The 14,844-nt window shown below is 41.8% G+C and carries 14 protein-coding genes; 10 read left to right on the plus strand and 4 right to left on the minus strand.

Annotation, left to right across the window (positions count from 1 at the left end):
* Positions 1-61: 61 nt before the first annotated feature.
* The 3 genes from N482_RS15810 to smrA all read left to right on the plus strand — a co-directional run bounded on the left by N482_RS15810 (position 62) and on the right by smrA (position 1,659).
* Positions 62-514 carry a hypothetical protein gene (locus tag N482_RS15810; protein WP_063377945.1) on the plus strand — a complete coding sequence of 151 codons (453 nt, stop codon included), beginning with the start codon at positions 62-64 and terminating at the stop codon, positions 512-514.
* Between the two features lie 102 nt (positions 515-616).
* The gene (locus N482_RS25700) at positions 617-856 is read left to right on the plus strand and encodes a hypothetical protein (RefSeq protein ID WP_063377946.1); all 240 of its coding nucleotides are present in this window, start codon (positions 617-619) and stop codon (positions 854-856) included.
* A gap of 221 nt (positions 857-1,077) precedes the next feature.
* On the plus strand, positions 1,078-1,659 hold the full coding sequence (smrA, locus tag N482_RS15820; RefSeq protein WP_063377947.1) for a DNA endonuclease SmrA: 582 nt from the start codon (positions 1,078-1,080) through the stop codon (positions 1,657-1,659).
* Positions 1,660-1,705: 46 nt separating this feature from the next.
* On the opposite strand, the gene N482_RS25285 is transcribed toward smrA, so the two are convergent.
* Together N482_RS25285 and N482_RS15825 are read right to left on the minus strand one after the other, a co-directional pair.
* Positions 1,706-1,849, minus strand: a complete 144-nt coding sequence (locus tag N482_RS25285) for a hypothetical protein (RefSeq protein WP_196763635.1) — start codon at positions 1,847-1,849, stop codon at positions 1,706-1,708.
* Positions 1,850-2,080: 231 nt separating this feature from the next.
* Positions 2,081-3,001, minus strand: coding sequence for a 2-hydroxyacid dehydrogenase (locus tag N482_RS15825; protein WP_063377948.1), 921 nt, complete (start codon positions 2,999-3,001; stop codon positions 2,081-2,083).
* 166 nt (positions 3,002-3,167) lie between these two features.
* On the opposite strand from N482_RS15825, the gene N482_RS15830 reads away from it, so the two are divergent.
* From N482_RS15830 to N482_RS15855, 6 genes are all read left to right on the plus strand, one after another.
* A complete protein-coding gene (locus tag N482_RS15830; protein WP_063377949.1) occupies positions 3,168-4,892 on the plus strand; it encodes a GNAT family N-acyltransferase in 1,725 nt (574 codons plus the stop codon).
* 177 nt (positions 4,893-5,069) lie between these two features.
* On the plus strand, positions 5,070-5,555 hold the full coding sequence (locus tag N482_RS15835) for a TlpA family protein disulfide reductase (protein WP_063377950.1): 486 nt from the start codon (positions 5,070-5,072) through the stop codon (positions 5,553-5,555).
* Positions 5,556-5,667: 112 nt separating this feature from the next.
* Positions 5,668-7,740 carry a TonB-dependent receptor plug domain-containing protein gene (locus N482_RS15840; protein ID WP_063377951.1) on the plus strand — a complete coding sequence of 691 codons (2,073 nt, stop codon included), beginning with the start codon at positions 5,668-5,670 and terminating at the stop codon, positions 7,738-7,740.
* A 171-nt stretch (positions 7,741-7,911) separates the two neighbouring features.
* Complete coding sequence (locus tag N482_RS15845; protein ID WP_063371626.1) at positions 7,912-8,190, plus strand: peptidylprolyl isomerase; 279 nt, start codon at positions 7,912-7,914, stop codon at positions 8,188-8,190.
* 123 nt (positions 8,191-8,313) lie between these two features.
* Positions 8,314-8,577, plus strand: a complete 264-nt coding sequence (locus tag N482_RS15850) for a GrxA family glutaredoxin (RefSeq protein WP_063377952.1) — start codon at positions 8,314-8,316, stop codon at positions 8,575-8,577.
* A gap of 128 nt (positions 8,578-8,705) precedes the next feature.
* A complete protein-coding gene (locus tag N482_RS15855) occupies positions 8,706-10,625 on the plus strand; it encodes a DEAD/DEAH box helicase (protein WP_063377953.1) in 1,920 nt (639 codons plus the stop codon).
* Positions 10,626-10,704: 79 nt separating this feature from the next.
* Here the strand turns inward: N482_RS15855 and N482_RS15860 are convergent, their stop codons facing one another.
* Positions 10,705-11,541 (minus strand): M90 family metallopeptidase, encoded by an 837-nt coding sequence (locus N482_RS15860; protein WP_063377954.1) that lies wholly within the window; start codon positions 11,539-11,541, stop codon positions 10,705-10,707.
* A 103-nt stretch (positions 11,542-11,644) separates the two neighbouring features.
* Here N482_RS15860 and N482_RS15865 point away from each other — a divergent pair, with 103 nt between their 5' ends.
* A complete protein-coding gene (locus tag N482_RS15865) occupies positions 11,645-13,975 on the plus strand; it encodes a DEAD/DEAH box helicase (RefSeq protein WP_063377955.1) in 2,331 nt (776 codons plus the stop codon).
* A gap of 30 nt (positions 13,976-14,005) precedes the next feature.
* On the opposite strand, the gene N482_RS15870 is transcribed toward N482_RS15865, so the two are convergent.
* Entirely contained in the window at positions 14,006-14,614 is a 609-nt protein-coding gene (locus N482_RS15870; RefSeq protein WP_063377956.1) for a hypothetical protein, read from the minus strand.
* Positions 14,615-14,844 lie beyond the last annotated feature (230 nt).

Genomic DNA, 14,844 nt, shown 5'->3' on the forward strand with positions numbered 1-14,844 from the left:
CGCTATCATCTATAGCATAGAACTATTATAGAGTCCTGCAACCAAAAGGCTACACCTAAGCATGGCAATTAACCCAAAAAAACAAACACTCCTGAATAAAAGCGAGTTTCAAAAGCAACAAGCAGCCAAAAAGAAAAAGCAACGTCTATCGCCACAACAAAAAATGCGTCAACAAGCACTTCAACAACAAGCTGCAACCGCAGAAGCACCAACTAAACAAGGTGCTAAAAAATTAATATTTATTGGAATACTGGCTGTTATAGCCATTCTTATTCCTAAGCCACAGCTTATTACCTACAAGAAGCTAGGATTAGTGGCACAAAGTGTGTATTGGCCAGGTCTTCCTGGTTTAAAACCCGTCCTATTCGACTCTGTTTTGCAACCTATACCAGCACTTGATAGAGATACACTTTATTTGTGTCAAGATGTGTCGAGCCCAGACACGTGCCAAAAATATGCGATTATCAAGAAAGAAGGATTCATAGCCGCAATGAAAAACTTAATTTTGAATTAAAAAAACTAATCCGAAAAGAATAAAATTACTCGTTTGTAGTGAATAAAAAATCGGCGCATAATGGCGCCCCTTTGAAATCATTTACGGAGTTATTTTAAGATCATGACTAACGAGTTTGACTGGTTACTAAATACATTACTACTAGTACTGGGATTTGGAGCTCTCTTTATCAATCATCGTACATTACTGCGCATAGCGGCCGTTATAGCTTGTAGTTTGTTGTTTGTATTGTTTAGTCTGGATCTTATGAATACTTCAGTGATTTCTAACTTAGGCTTAATATTGATCAACTCTTTTTATCTATTTAAGGTTTTTACAACAGAACAATACGACGCCAACTAAGTCCAGACATTCCCCCGCCGGAACTCAGCGTTCCGGCAATGAACCATTAAAAATATCTATTGAAAATTACTACATAATTATTCACATTTAATTTCCACTTAAGGTGTAATTTATTTCTACGCCTCTCATGAGTAGTGAAAAAAGCAACAATCGCATTAGTAGCTCTATTCAAATGCACCACTGTTAAGCTAGAATCGAAGAAACTGTACTGGAGAGTTATCATGGCCATGACTGATGAAGAGCTGTTTTTAGCTTCCATGGGCGACGTTGTCCCGCTAGCACAAGATAATAAAGCGCAACTTAAACGCCAAAAAGATCAGCCTAGCGAAGCTCAGCTCGCTAGACGAGCTGCAGCACAAAAAGAGTTAGATTTTGACCCCAACTTTCTTTCTACAGAATATGTTGATCTTCTCGACCCTCATGACCAACTTGGTTATAAGAAGGACGGTGTTCAAGAAGGGGTTTATAAAAACCTCCGCCTTAGCAAGTATCAAATCGACGCAACCCTAGATTTACACGGTAAAACTTTTGTTGAGGCACGCCAATCTCTGTTCGAGTTTATTACCGATTGCCAAAAGCGTAACATTAGAGTCTTGCTGATCCGCCATGGTATTGGCTTAAAAAGTAAACCTTTTCCCGCGATTCTAAAAAGCTACTGTAATAAGTGGCTGCAAGAAATGCCCCAAGTCCTTGCCTTTCACTCCGCACTGACCTGCCATGGTGGTAGTGGTTCTACATATACATTATTGAAAAAGAGTGAAGAAAAGAAATTGGAAAATAGGGAAATACACGCCAAAAGATAACGTGAGTGCTTAAACCAATTTAAAATTGGGGCACACTGCCCCAATATCATTTGTCAAGCTTCGATAGATGTGTGATGTTGCCGGTGTCAATTTGGGCAGCTTGAGCTTGATTAAACCATGCTGATACACCTAACGCGACAACTGAAATAACGACAAAAGAGAGCTTTACACCACCTTGACCGTTTTTCATTGTATTTTCCTGTTTATTATTGTTTTTTTTCTAACATACTGAAACTTACGGCACGTCTCAAGGTGTTTTTTTATACAGTAATTTTGTAACCCAGAATTACTCTTCCTTACATTTACTTACAAATCAAACAGTTAAATATCTCTGTTTGGCACAGAGCCCGTAAACTAATTACTTGAGAATATTTCAGATAAAAATCATCTTGTCACAACTACTTCAGCACAGTGTGAGCGATCAATACCCTTTGCTCAAATTGACTTGATTCTCAAGTGGAGTGTCGTCCAAACAAGCATTAACGTTAGCTGCAATTTGCGCAATAACAGTGTCCATATTAGTAACTGCCGCAACATGAGGTGTCACAGTCACCTTCGAATGGGACCAAAAGGGGTGGTTTTCAGGTAACGGTTCTGTTGAGAAAACATCTAATACAGCGCCACCAAGTTTATTATTGTCTAATGCAGCCAGTAAGTCTTCTTCAACTAAGTGCTGGCCTCTTGCAACATTTATCACCACACAGTTTGCCGGTAACAAAGAAAATAACTTAGCGTTAAGCATGCCTTTAGTTTGTTGAGTGAGTGGCAGCAAACATACTAAATAGTCAATCTCAGACAAAAACGTCTCTAATTGGTTCTCCCCAGCATAACACGCTACTTTAGGTAGGTCTTTTTGTGTACGTGACCAACCCCGAACTGAAAAGCCATGGCGAACCAACACTTCGGCTGTCACTTTACCTAATTCTCCAAGACCAAGTATGCCTACTTCATTGCCTCCCATTGCACGGCGAGGCTTCCAATACCCCTCACTTTGATTTGCCGCATACTCTCGATGCCTTAATTTGTTAGCAAGCACATGAGACAAGACGTATTCCGCCATATCCACGCTTAACTTTTGATCTACAATTCTAGCCACAGAAACACAGGGTTTTAGCTTATCAAGTGCAATACCGTCAACACCCGCACCATAAGATTGAACCACTTTAAGATTGGGTAATTGTTGCCAGAGATTATCAGGCGCATTCCATGCCAATACAAACTGTACGCTGCTTAAATCTTCACAATATGGCCATTGCTCAATTTTAACGTCGGGTATTGCATCACTCAGCTTCGCCATTAATTTGTCATTGTTTCTTCCAGTCACACAAACCAGTACTGACATACATTTGTTCTCCTCAATTATTCTCTTCACAGTCATTATAACGCTGCCTATGTTTTCGAGGATACCCAGAACATTAAAAACACATCACCATAAAACTGACATAAGTATGCAACATCAATGTCATAGTTGATTCTTAATCTCTATAAAAAAGCCGTAGAGAAAATTTATGATCAGTGTCGATAAAGTGATCGAAGCCAACCTACCTCAGCTAGAAAACTCACCAAAAGTAAAAGGGCTCGTTAAAAAGGGACTCGGTTATCTTTTACACGAACAGGAATTTGTTGCATTCGCAGATACTTACCCACATTTAGAAGGGCTTGAGTTTGTTGAGCAAGTTTTGGAAGAGCTTGATTTCGACGCACGATTTAAGCCTAAACAAATTGAACATATACCGAGTGAAGGTAGTGTTGTCATCGTTGCTAATCATCCAATTGGTTCGTTGGACGCCTTAGCATTGATAAAAGTTCTGGCAAAAGCCCGTCCAGACTTAAAGGTAGTCGCAAATAGGATGCTAATGTCTATTACACCTATGCACTCTTTACTACTGCCTGTCGATAATCTATCTAACGCGAGTAGAAAGCAAGAGTTAGCAAACATCCAAAAACACCTAAAAGCTGAGGGAGCACTGCTCATTTTTCCTGCTGGAGAGGTCTCTAGGCTCAGCCCAACAGGAATCAAAGATTGTAAATGGAATAGCGGCTTTTTGCGCATGGCTAAAAAGGCCAATTGCCCAATTCTGCCTATTTTCATTAAGGCCAAAAACAGTCCGCTGTTTTATGGCACTTCTATGATCTATAAACCCTTGGCCAGCTTGTTATTGGTCAAAGAAATGTTTAAACAAAGGCAAAAGTCCCTAGAGTTTGAAATCGGTGCAAGCATTCCTCCCACATCGTACCGACTAGATAACTTAAAAGATAAAGAAGTCGTCGCACTGATACGTAAACAGCTGTATCGCCTCAACAGTAAAAAGTCACTGCCACTCAAAACGCAAACACCCATTGCAATGCCTGAATGCAAAAAAGAGCTCAAAAAGGCCATAGAGCAATGTGAACGACTCGGCGAAACAGCAGACGGTATGCAAATCTACCTTTACCAATACCAAGGTAGCTCAGCCATATTTAGAGAACTCGGCCGGTTGAGGGAAATTGCATTTCGCGCCGTTGGAGAAGGCAGCGGCAAGCGCAGAGACACCGATAAATATGATATGTACTACCAGCAACTTGTTCTTTGGGATGCCAAACAACTTGAGCTCGTTGGGGCATATCGTCTAGCCAGCGCCCGACAAGTCGTCAAGGAGCATGGCATAAAAGGTCTATATACGAGTAGCCTGTTTTCATACAAAGAAGACATGCAATCGTACTTTGACCAAGGTTTAGAGCTTGGAAGAAGCTTTGTGCAGCCAAAGTATTGGGGCAGAAAAAGCCTTGATTATCTTTGGTATGGGATAGGCGCGTTCATTAAAAGATACCCAGAACATCGCTATTTATTTGGCCCAGTCAGCCTGTCAAACTCATTGCCAGACAAAGCCAAGGCGATGCTGGTATATCATTATCAACACTATTTTTCGCAGCTGCCAGAACTTGCGATGCCAAACAATGAATTTAAATTAAATCAATCCCAGCTCAGCACTTGTCAAAGTCTCTTCAATGGCGAAGATGTAAAAGAAGATTTCGCTGAGCTAAAACACATTCTCGCCAATATGGGCGCACAGGTGCCGACGTTATTCAAACAATATACTGAACTGTGTGAAGAAAATGGTGCAAACTTCTTAAGCTTTAGTGTTGACCCAGATTTTAACAATTGTATCGATGGGTTAGTGTTAGTTGACTTAACCAAACTAAAAGCGAATAAAGCTAAGCGCTATCTTGGTGAAAACATATATCAGGCTTAGCCCCCCTATCAAAGAAAGTCAATTCTCTCGTTGCCAGCACAAAGTAAACTTACTGCTGGCAACATAACCTTATGATAAATGTTGCTTGATTCGGAATAAACACCTTGCAAGCGTTTTGCAATTTTTTATACTGGCGCTCGGTCTTCATAAATGAATAAGGCATTTTAAGCGCCTCTAATGATTAAATATCTAGTAAATGTCATCATCTTTGTTGTCGTTATGTCTGCAGCATTCACCTACCAAGAACTCGGTATGCTTGAGGACAATGGCAGGCAATCAGCTCCTTATTTCTCACTTCCGCTGATGAGTGACGAGTCACAGCGATACAACATTAGTCAATTGCAAGGTGAACGGTCGGTTGTATATTTCTTTGCTCCTTGGTGCAATATTTGCCGCTATAGCATGCCCAACATCGATAAACTTCATCGTATTGGTAAGGTCAATGCCGTGGCTATTGCGTTAGATTTTCAAAGCATTGAAGAGATTGAAGCATTTAGTAAAGATTTAAATCTCAGCATGCCAATACTACTTGGAAATAGAAAAACTGCGTCAGATTATAAAGTCAAAGCTTACCCCACTTATTATGTTATGGATCCAGAGCTAAAGATTATCGAACGTTCTATCGGTTACTCCAGCGAGCTTGGTATTCGATTACGCTTGTAATAAAGTGTATGACCTCCACACATTTTATTACCTAAAGCCCAAATAAATAAACGCTTTTATTGCTTAAACTGTCCCGCGAAATCAACTACCACAACCCCAAAGGGACTCGACAATGATTGCACCCACCGCTCCAAAACGCTTTGCCTTATCGCCATTGATGCTGTGCATGGCCATCTCAGCCAATGCACAGTCTCAACAAAAAGATATGGAGCATATTGAAGTTATTTATAAACGCAGCTCTATTACCTCTGAAATAACCGAAGATACTGAAAAGCTGATTGAAATGCCTGGTGCAATGGGCGATCCATTGCGCGCAGTGTATGCTCTGCCCGGCGTTATTGCAGCCGGTGGTTCTATGAGTGAACCTGCCGTACGAGGCTCATCACCAAGTGATAATATATTTGAAGTAGATTTTATGCCCGCAGGCTATATATTCCATGATTTTGGTAGCTCTATTTTCAATCGACATATTATCCAAGACTTTCAACTATATTCAGCAGGCTATGGCGCTGGATATAGTAATGCGACAGGTGCCGTATTTGACGTCACTCTACGGAACCCGAAATACCAACCAATCACAACAACACTAGACTTCACCATGTTCAACGCTGGTTTTTTTGTTGAAGGTCAAGCAACAGAAAATACAGCTTTTTATGTTTCAGGGCGAAAAAGTACCCTACCGTTATTTTTCAGTGAAGGGGAAGAGCTGGAAGATGATGACGGCGAGCCAAACGGTATAATCCTCAATGACGCACCAGATGATCATGATTACCAAGGCAAGTTTCTTTGGGATATTAACAGTAACAATACGCTGACCTTCAATTTTACTGGCGCTGAAGACTCAGCTGCGGCTGGGTTCAATGAGCGTTCTGAGTTAGCCAAAAAAACACCTGAATTCCAAGGGGATGCTAGATTTATTCGAGAGTTTAATAGCCAAAATATCCTCTGGGATCATTACAATAAAAAGTTTCACGTGCGTGTTGGGGTTGGTGCACTCGACCATTCAGGTCGACTAGAGTACGGTAAGCTAGCAACCAAAACATCGGGCTTTTTTGAACAAGAAAATGAAAAACAATATACCTATAAAGCAAGATTTAACTACACATTCAATAATGAACATAGATTCATCTTTGACGCCGCTTACTTTGATAATGAAACATCATATGAATACGATACGTTTCAATATCTTTGTACCGAGTTAGACCCAGATTGCGACCTTAAAAAAGGTGAGCGTATTTCAGGAAAGCGCAGTATTGATGTGGACTCTGGGTTTGTCGGGGTGACTCATGTTTGGCAACCCAATGTACTTTGGCAAACTGAAGTGGGTGTGCAAAGTCAGTACAATCGCTATACGGACGAAACCTTTACTTCGCCCAGAGCTGCTGTGAATTACTATGTAACACCAAATAGTGTTATCTCAGCGAAAATTGGTCGCTACAATCGCATGCAAGATGTGGAGCATATCCTGCCTGAAATTGGCAACCCACAACTTAAATCACAGGTTGCCACACACAGCACGTTAGGCTTTAGACAAGAGCTAGAGAATGAATGGTCATGGTCAGTTGAAGGTTATTACAAGACCATGGAAGACCTACCACTTGCAATTGATGATGGTCCTGACGCGCACTTGCTGTACAACAACCAAGTAGAAGGCAGGGCGTATGGGGTTGATATTCTAATCAACAAAAACAAAACGGATAACTGGTACGGTTGGGTTGCACTCAGTTACGCAAAAAGTGAGCGTACTGATTTGCGCCGCAACATCACTCGAGACTACTACGCCGATACGCCATTGGTTTTTAACGCCGTATTCCACTACGAAATAAATGAGCTCTGGCAAGGTGGGTTTAACTTTACGGCACGCAGTGGTCAAGCTTATACACCAATTGTGGGTGTAAGAGAGAACCCAGATCATGAAGATCGCTTCCTACCCGTCTACGGCGACCCATTTTCTGAGCGCTTCAAAACCTATCACCGTTTAGATGTGCGTTTTGAACGTAAAACACAATTATTTGGGCTAGATGGTAAGTTAATTTTTGAATTAATGAACGCTTATGGCCAAGACAACGTATCATACATAGATTTGGATTATGACAAAGTTAAATCAGTGAACGATTTATACATCAAAGAAGAAAATGATGATTTTGAAATAAGGCCCTCTATTGGCTTTAGCGTCACTTTCTAGGTAAAGATTTAGCGAATGATCTAAATAAGAGGTGATATAACCCATCACCTCACATATCTCTAACAAACAACCTACTCTCCTAAATAAGGCATGGCGAGCAAGCAATTGCCACTTGCGTTTTTCGCCACAGCCTTGCATGATCTGCGGGTTTATGACCTCTGGAGTATTTTCATGCCAAAAGCTTGCGCCTATCACATCCTAGTTAAAACCGAAAAAGAGTGTTTAGCTATCAAAGCTAAATTAGACAAAGGTGGTGACTTTAACAAACTTGCGAAACAACACTCAACATGCCCCTCAAAGAAACGAGGTGGTGACTTAGGTGAATTTAACAAAGGTGACATGGTCAAAGCATTTGACGATGTGGTATTTAAAAAACCGTTATACGAAGTACATGGTCCAGTTAAAACAAAGTTTGGCTTTCACTTAATTAAGACGGTCTATCGTTCGTAAAAAACGAAAACCTAGATTGCATAATCTAAAAAACAGATTGCTCTAATAGGTTTTAATCAATTTTCATCAAACTTAGTTGCACTATACTTACTGTCATTGCAAATACTAAGAGAGAATTGAGCTATGTTTACTGTTATTTTTGGCCGTGAAGGCTGCCCTTACTGTGTACGTGCAAAAGAGCTAGCGACACGCTTGAAAGAATCGAGAGATGATTTTAACTTTCGCTATGTCGATATTAACAAAGAAGGGGTTAGTAAAGCGGACCTAGAAAAGTCAGCTGGTAAGCCTTGTAACACTGTACCGCAAATCTTTGTCGACCAAGATCACATTGGTGGTTTTGATGATTTTGAGGCTTATGCCAAGGAAAATTTGGGCTTATACCAGTAGGCAAAAAAAAACTTTTGATTATTTTTTAGCCAATATCAATCACCTACAAATTTAATGCCAATTTATACAAGCATTTATTTTTTCTTTACTGTACAATGCCGCCTCTTTTAAATTGTTGAGGCGCATTAATGTCAGAACCAGTAACGTTTGAATCTTTAGACCTTTCTCCTGCAATCCTTAAAGCAGTCGAAGAGCTAGGATATCAATCACCTTCTGAGATCCAGGCTCAATGTATACCGTTATTGCTAGAAAGAAAGGACGTACTGGGACTAGCGCAAACGGGTACGGGCAAGACGGCAGCTTTCGCTCTGCCGCTATTAAACAATGTTGACGCATCCGTTAAGCAACCACAAATTTTAGTGCTGACTCCAACGCGCGAACTTGCATTGCAAGTTGCAGAGGCGTTTGAGCAGTATGCTAAGTACACTAGAGGCGTAGAAGTACTTGCGCTATATGGTGGACAAAGTTATGGCGTGCAGCTAAGTGCACTTCGCCGTGGCGCACAGATCATCGTGGCAACTCCGGGGCGTTTAATCGACCATATTAACCGTAAGACCATTGATCTTTCTAATCTAAATGCATTAGTACTAGACGAAGCAGATGAAATGCTACGCATGGGCTTTATCGATGATGTTGAAAACATCATGGAACAAACGCCAGATGAAAAGCAAACATGTCTTTTCTCGGCAACTATGCCTAAGCAGATCCAATCTATCTGTTCTAAGTACCTAGATAATGCAGAGCAAGTTAAAATTACGCCACGTAACTCAACTGTAGATACAATTGAGCAAGTATATTGGCGTGCAACAACGCACAAAAACAAAGCAATCGTACGCTTCTTAGAAGCTGAAGAATACGATGCTTCTATCGTGTTTGTACGTACTCGTAATGATACTGTTCAGCTTGCTGAGCTACTTGAGCGTGAAGGTTTCTCTGCTGCACCACTAAATGGTGACATGAACCAACAGGCACGTGAACGCACAGTTGAAAGACTGAAAAGCGGTTTACTAGATATCGTTATCGCGACTGACGTTGCGGCACGTGGTCTAGATGTTGACCGTCTAAGCCTAGTTATCAACTACGATATCCCACAAGACAGTGAAGCATACGTACACCGTATTGGCCGTACAGGTCGTGCTGGTCGTAAAGGTAAAGCTATCTTGTTCGTTAAAGGTAACGAGCGTTACTTGTTACGTAACATCATGCGTCATACTCGCTCAGATATCGAGCAAGTTGAGCTACCAAGTGCAAAAATCGTTGAACAAAAGCGTATTGAAGCACTTCAGAACAAGCTAAGCATGTCACTTGATCACAAAGACATTGAGTTCTTTAGCGAAGTAGCACAAGGTCTAGGTGAAAAGCTTGAACTAAGCCAAGAGCAACTTGCAGCAGCACTACTTTGTCTTGCTCAGCAGCAATCTCCGCTTAAAGTTGAAGAAATCAAAATTCAACAACGTGAGCGTCGTGAACGTGATGGCAACCGTGACCGTGATGGCCGCCGTGATGACAGACGTGGCGACCGTGGTGAGAAAAAAGGCCGTCGTAATAGCGCAGGCCCTATGGATACATATCGTATTGAAGTAGGTCGTGAACACGGTGTTCAAGTTAAGAACATTGTTGGTGCAATTGCGAATGAAGCTGACATCTCAAGTAAGTTTATCGGTGAAATCCGCTTGTTTGATGAGCACAGTACAGTTCAGCTTCCTCAGGATATGCCAGCTGATACACTAACTCACTTCCAAGGTGTTCATATTTGTCAACGTCCAATGAAGATGACTAAGAGCACACACCCAGCCGATCAAGCACGTGGCAATGGTGGTAATCGCCGAGAAGGTGGCAGACGTTTTGAAGAGCGTGGTGAGCGTCGTGATGGTGGTGAGCGTCGTGATGGTGGCCGCCGCTTTGAAGAGCGTGGTGAACGTCGTGATGGCGGTAAGCGTAGCTTCCGTGACCCTCGTAGCGATAAGCGTCGTGACGGTAACAGAGATGGCAACCGTGATAACCGCCGTAAAAATAGCAACGAGCGTAACGAAATCAACTTCTCTTAAGTTGACTGATTGACTAAAAAAAGCCGCTTTTATTAGCGGCTTTTTTGTTTTCAGAATACGGTATAACCATTTACCGCCATCATACCGCCCTCCCCAACCAATCTCTCGGGTCAAAGCGAAAATAACTCACTAATAAATTAAACAGCTCTGGGTTCTCTTGCTTGAGTTCAATTGGTTTCTCAATAAAAGTTTCTGTCAGCACCGCAAAATATTCTGCTTCATTGGTCGCCCCATACTCATGTATCACATGAGGCATATGGTACGCTAACTGCGTTTTAAGTTGACTGTAAGCACGCCCTAACACGTCGCCCCACCTTTTATAACTAATTTCTTTTGGCAATTCAGGTGTACCATTGGTATTCCCTGCTTGCTGGTCGAGTTGATGTGCAAATTCGTGAAACACCAAGTTATGACCATCGCCGGGCAAGCGGTTACCTTCAAGCACGTCATGCCAGCTCAAAACGAGGGTCCCCCCCGGCCAAGACTCCCCCTGCCTTACTGCAGTGTGGTAACTTACCAGACCCGCACTGTCTTTATTCGTCTGCGGGGCATAATACTGACTTGGGTATAACAGTATTTCTTTCACGTTTGGGTATAACGGCCATGCTTGATTGATCACTAATAAACAAGCATCCGCTGCTATAATCAAGGCCATCGGTCGTGTCACTTTCAGTCCGTCCCGACCCAGTACGTTCTTTTCGCCTAAAAACCAGACAATGTGCTTTTCTAACTTTTCTCTATCTCGGTCAGTCATATTGCGATAAATCGGCATATACTTTAGAAGCACTTTTTTATCAGCGCGTGATAGCGATTGCTGCTGGTATTTTCTTTGCCAAAAGTATCTTTTTATGTCGTCTAGGCGCCAATACACCATCACAAACACCACTAAAAAGATAAGTAACATTATATTAATCATACTTGCTCATATACTGTGCTTTTTAATTTAAGTGTGTGCATATCTGCGCCTTTTCAACAATTTTTTGGTAAAATCCCGAAAAAAGTACCTAGAAATAAAAATCATGTCGCTACCTATCGAGTCGATAAAAATTCAATTTTTAAACACAATTTCAAAGCAAGATGTTGTGGTCACAGCTGCAACAGGCTCAGGAAAATCCACACAACTGCCAATATGGGCAGCTACCCAAGGCAAAGTATTAATCGTTGAGCCGAGGCGTATTGCTTGCACATCACTTGCGGAATATGTAGCGTCACTCTGTCACACTTCGCTTGGCGATAAAGTCGGTTATGCCATTCGATTTGAAACCATATTTAACGATGATACAAACATCATTTTTGTCACTCCAGGCGTCGCACTTAGGTGGTACTTTGAAGACAAGCTAGCCGCTTTTTCACATGTTGTGCTTGATGAATTTCACGAGCGCAGGTGGGACATGGATTTACTACTCGCACTACTAAAACAACACAGTCAACACCGACTCGTACTTACTTCCGCTACTTTGAATGCAGATAGGTTGAGCCGTTATTTAGATGCACCAGTCCTACACAGCGAAGGCAATATGTACCCTGTGGAAGAATGTTTTATTGCCAAAGAGCCGCGAGCGATGCCAAAAAAAGAGCAACTTACCGACAGGGTTGTGGCAGCATGCGAGCGTGCTCAAACAATGACAGCAGACGATATCCTCGTTTTCTTGCCTGGCAAAGGGGAAATTTTATCATGCCAGTCTGCACTAAAGTCTCTTGATGCTTTAGTCGTGCCTCTCTATAGCGGGTGCAGTAAATCACAACAGCAGCTGGCGCTGGAACAGCAACAACAACAGCGCATAATTCTCGCGACAAACGTTGCGGAAACGTCCCTTACCATTCCTAATGTAACATGCGTCATTGATTCTGGTTTAGAAAGACGCACTCACCTTAGAAATGGCAAAACAGTTCTGGGGTTAGACGCCATTGGTCGAGACTCAGCCAAGCAGCGCTTGGGCCGAGCTGGTCGAACGCAAGCAGGGTTCTGCATTAGACTTTACGGTCAATACGCACCACTTATTGAACGCACACCTCCAGAAATACAACGAGAAGCCCTCACTGAGCTCGTCTTGGCCGCGGGGTGCGCGTCGCAAGGGGTTGACTCACTAGCATTTATAGACCCACTTCCAGACGCCTCTAAAGAACGCGCCCTGAAAATACTCACTCGCATCGGTGCACTGGATACTCAACAAATCGCTACCAAGTTGGGGAATTTACTCTACCCTTTACCGGTTGACGCTGAACTTGGGCAGATTATCGCTCAAATGCCTTCTGGCGCACTTAAACAAGCAGCGATTGATGTTATCTCGGTGATATCAGTGCCCGCTCGTGTTTATCAGCTACCAAATCATCTTGAGCAACTCGAACAACTCAACACACTACTGCCGAATGGCTGCGACATAGAGCTCGTAATCGCATTGCTCAGAAGCAAGCTGGACGGTTTGTTACAGATAGAATCAGAGGCGTTAAACGAAGCCAAACAATTTAGTAATCAATTGCGCGAGGCCTTTTCTCTTCCTGATCTAGAGCACGCAGCAAGTTATGATAGAGCAGCGCTGATCAATGCCATAGCAGCCATAAAACCTGAGTGGGTATTTGTAAAAAGACAGAACCGCCGTGGAGGCTTCGGAAATGGAGAAGTTGAAGTCTCGCCCTCGAACACGTCCAGAGTCACCGAAAACACAGATGCCATGTTGGTATTAGACACCTTTGCTTTAGCCGGGAAAGGCACTAAGCAAGCAATGACCATGGCAACCCTAGCTGCGCCAATACCTTTAAAATCTGTGGCGAGTTTGGGGCTAGCAACCCCCATACTAAGTCACGCATATAAGGATGAACGAGGCATACAAATTGAAGCAGTTCTTCAGTATGCAGGTGTTACCATTTCTAAACAAACTATGATTGCAGAGGGTGACAACCTAATCGATGCGTGTGTCATGTTAATTGAATCTGGTGATTTGTTTTCCGGTTTATATGGCACACTATGCCACAGTTTTGAGGAACATAAACTGTACTATCAACATGAAAAGATCGATATTAACCTTCCAGCGGTTAATCAGTATATTCACAGCCGACTGAAACAGTTAGGTATTAACCAAGCTGAGGATTTAGAATTAATCGAAGAGTGCGATTTATATTATCAAGAAGTCGAAAGCTGGATATTAGCGCCTTTTATTGAAAAGCACCCTATAAAAGTCATTCTTCCTGAGCTGAAGCTATCTGTAAGCTACAATTTTTTATCTAAACGAATTTTAATTGAGTATATATCTGGTGCAAGAAAAGATGCCCCAAAACGCTGGGAATTGCCAAGTTGGCAGGGGTATAAAATCAAATATAAAAAAGCGAGTAAAGTCGTTGAAATGAAATAAAAATGGCGCTCAAGGCGCCATTTTTATCTATTAACAGCTAACTGGGTTTTCGTGATCACCCCAACATGGCGCATCTTTCGCCTTCACTGGAATATAAGTAGAAGAGATATCAGTGTAACCATCGTTGTCAGTCACCCTAATTTTGACTTTGGTAGAAAAACTTGGGAAAGTATCCCTCCAGCTCAAATACTTGTAGCTACCAGAAAGTGTGCCCTGATATACGTTGTCTACCCAGTATTCTACCTTCGAAATTTGACCATCTCTATCCGTTGATAGGTTGCGGATAACCACTCGGGCCCTCGTACTATCACTATTAAACTGAGCATCCAATTTAACTCTTGCTTGTGGAGTATAATCACATTTTCTTACGTTAGCAGTTTCATTGTGTGAGAAAGGCACGGACGCACTACAGGATGCAGTTCTACCATTAACTACCTGACTGACAAAAGCAATGTTTGAAGCACTATTATATACATAGCGTGAAATATACTGGCCGCCTGCATAACAGCTTACATTACCACTATATACTGGTGAAGTTACTGCTTGTGTACGGCAATTTACTTGCTGTTCACCAGCAACAGCGTATTGACTAATTCCAAAAAATGCTGAAACGACAGCACCAAAAATCATTTTACTCATATTTATTCTCCTTAATTTCGATAAAAATATAACAACAACAAAACAACTTGTAAAGAAATTAAAATCAATAAATATCTTAATAAGAAATTAAAAGTAAAATATAAAAAACAACAAAAACATTATATAAACCACCTTAAAATCAATTAAACCAAAAAAGCATGACTCATATAAAACCCCAGGGCGGGATCGCACTTTGTTAAAAAATATGCTCAAATAGCCACAGCTTTTAT

It is taken from the genome of Pseudoalteromonas luteoviolacea NCIMB 1942 (genome assembly GCF_001625595.1).
In the GTDB taxonomy this organism is placed as follows: Bacteria; Pseudomonadota; Gammaproteobacteria; order Enterobacterales; family Alteromonadaceae; genus Pseudoalteromonas; species Pseudoalteromonas luteoviolacea_A.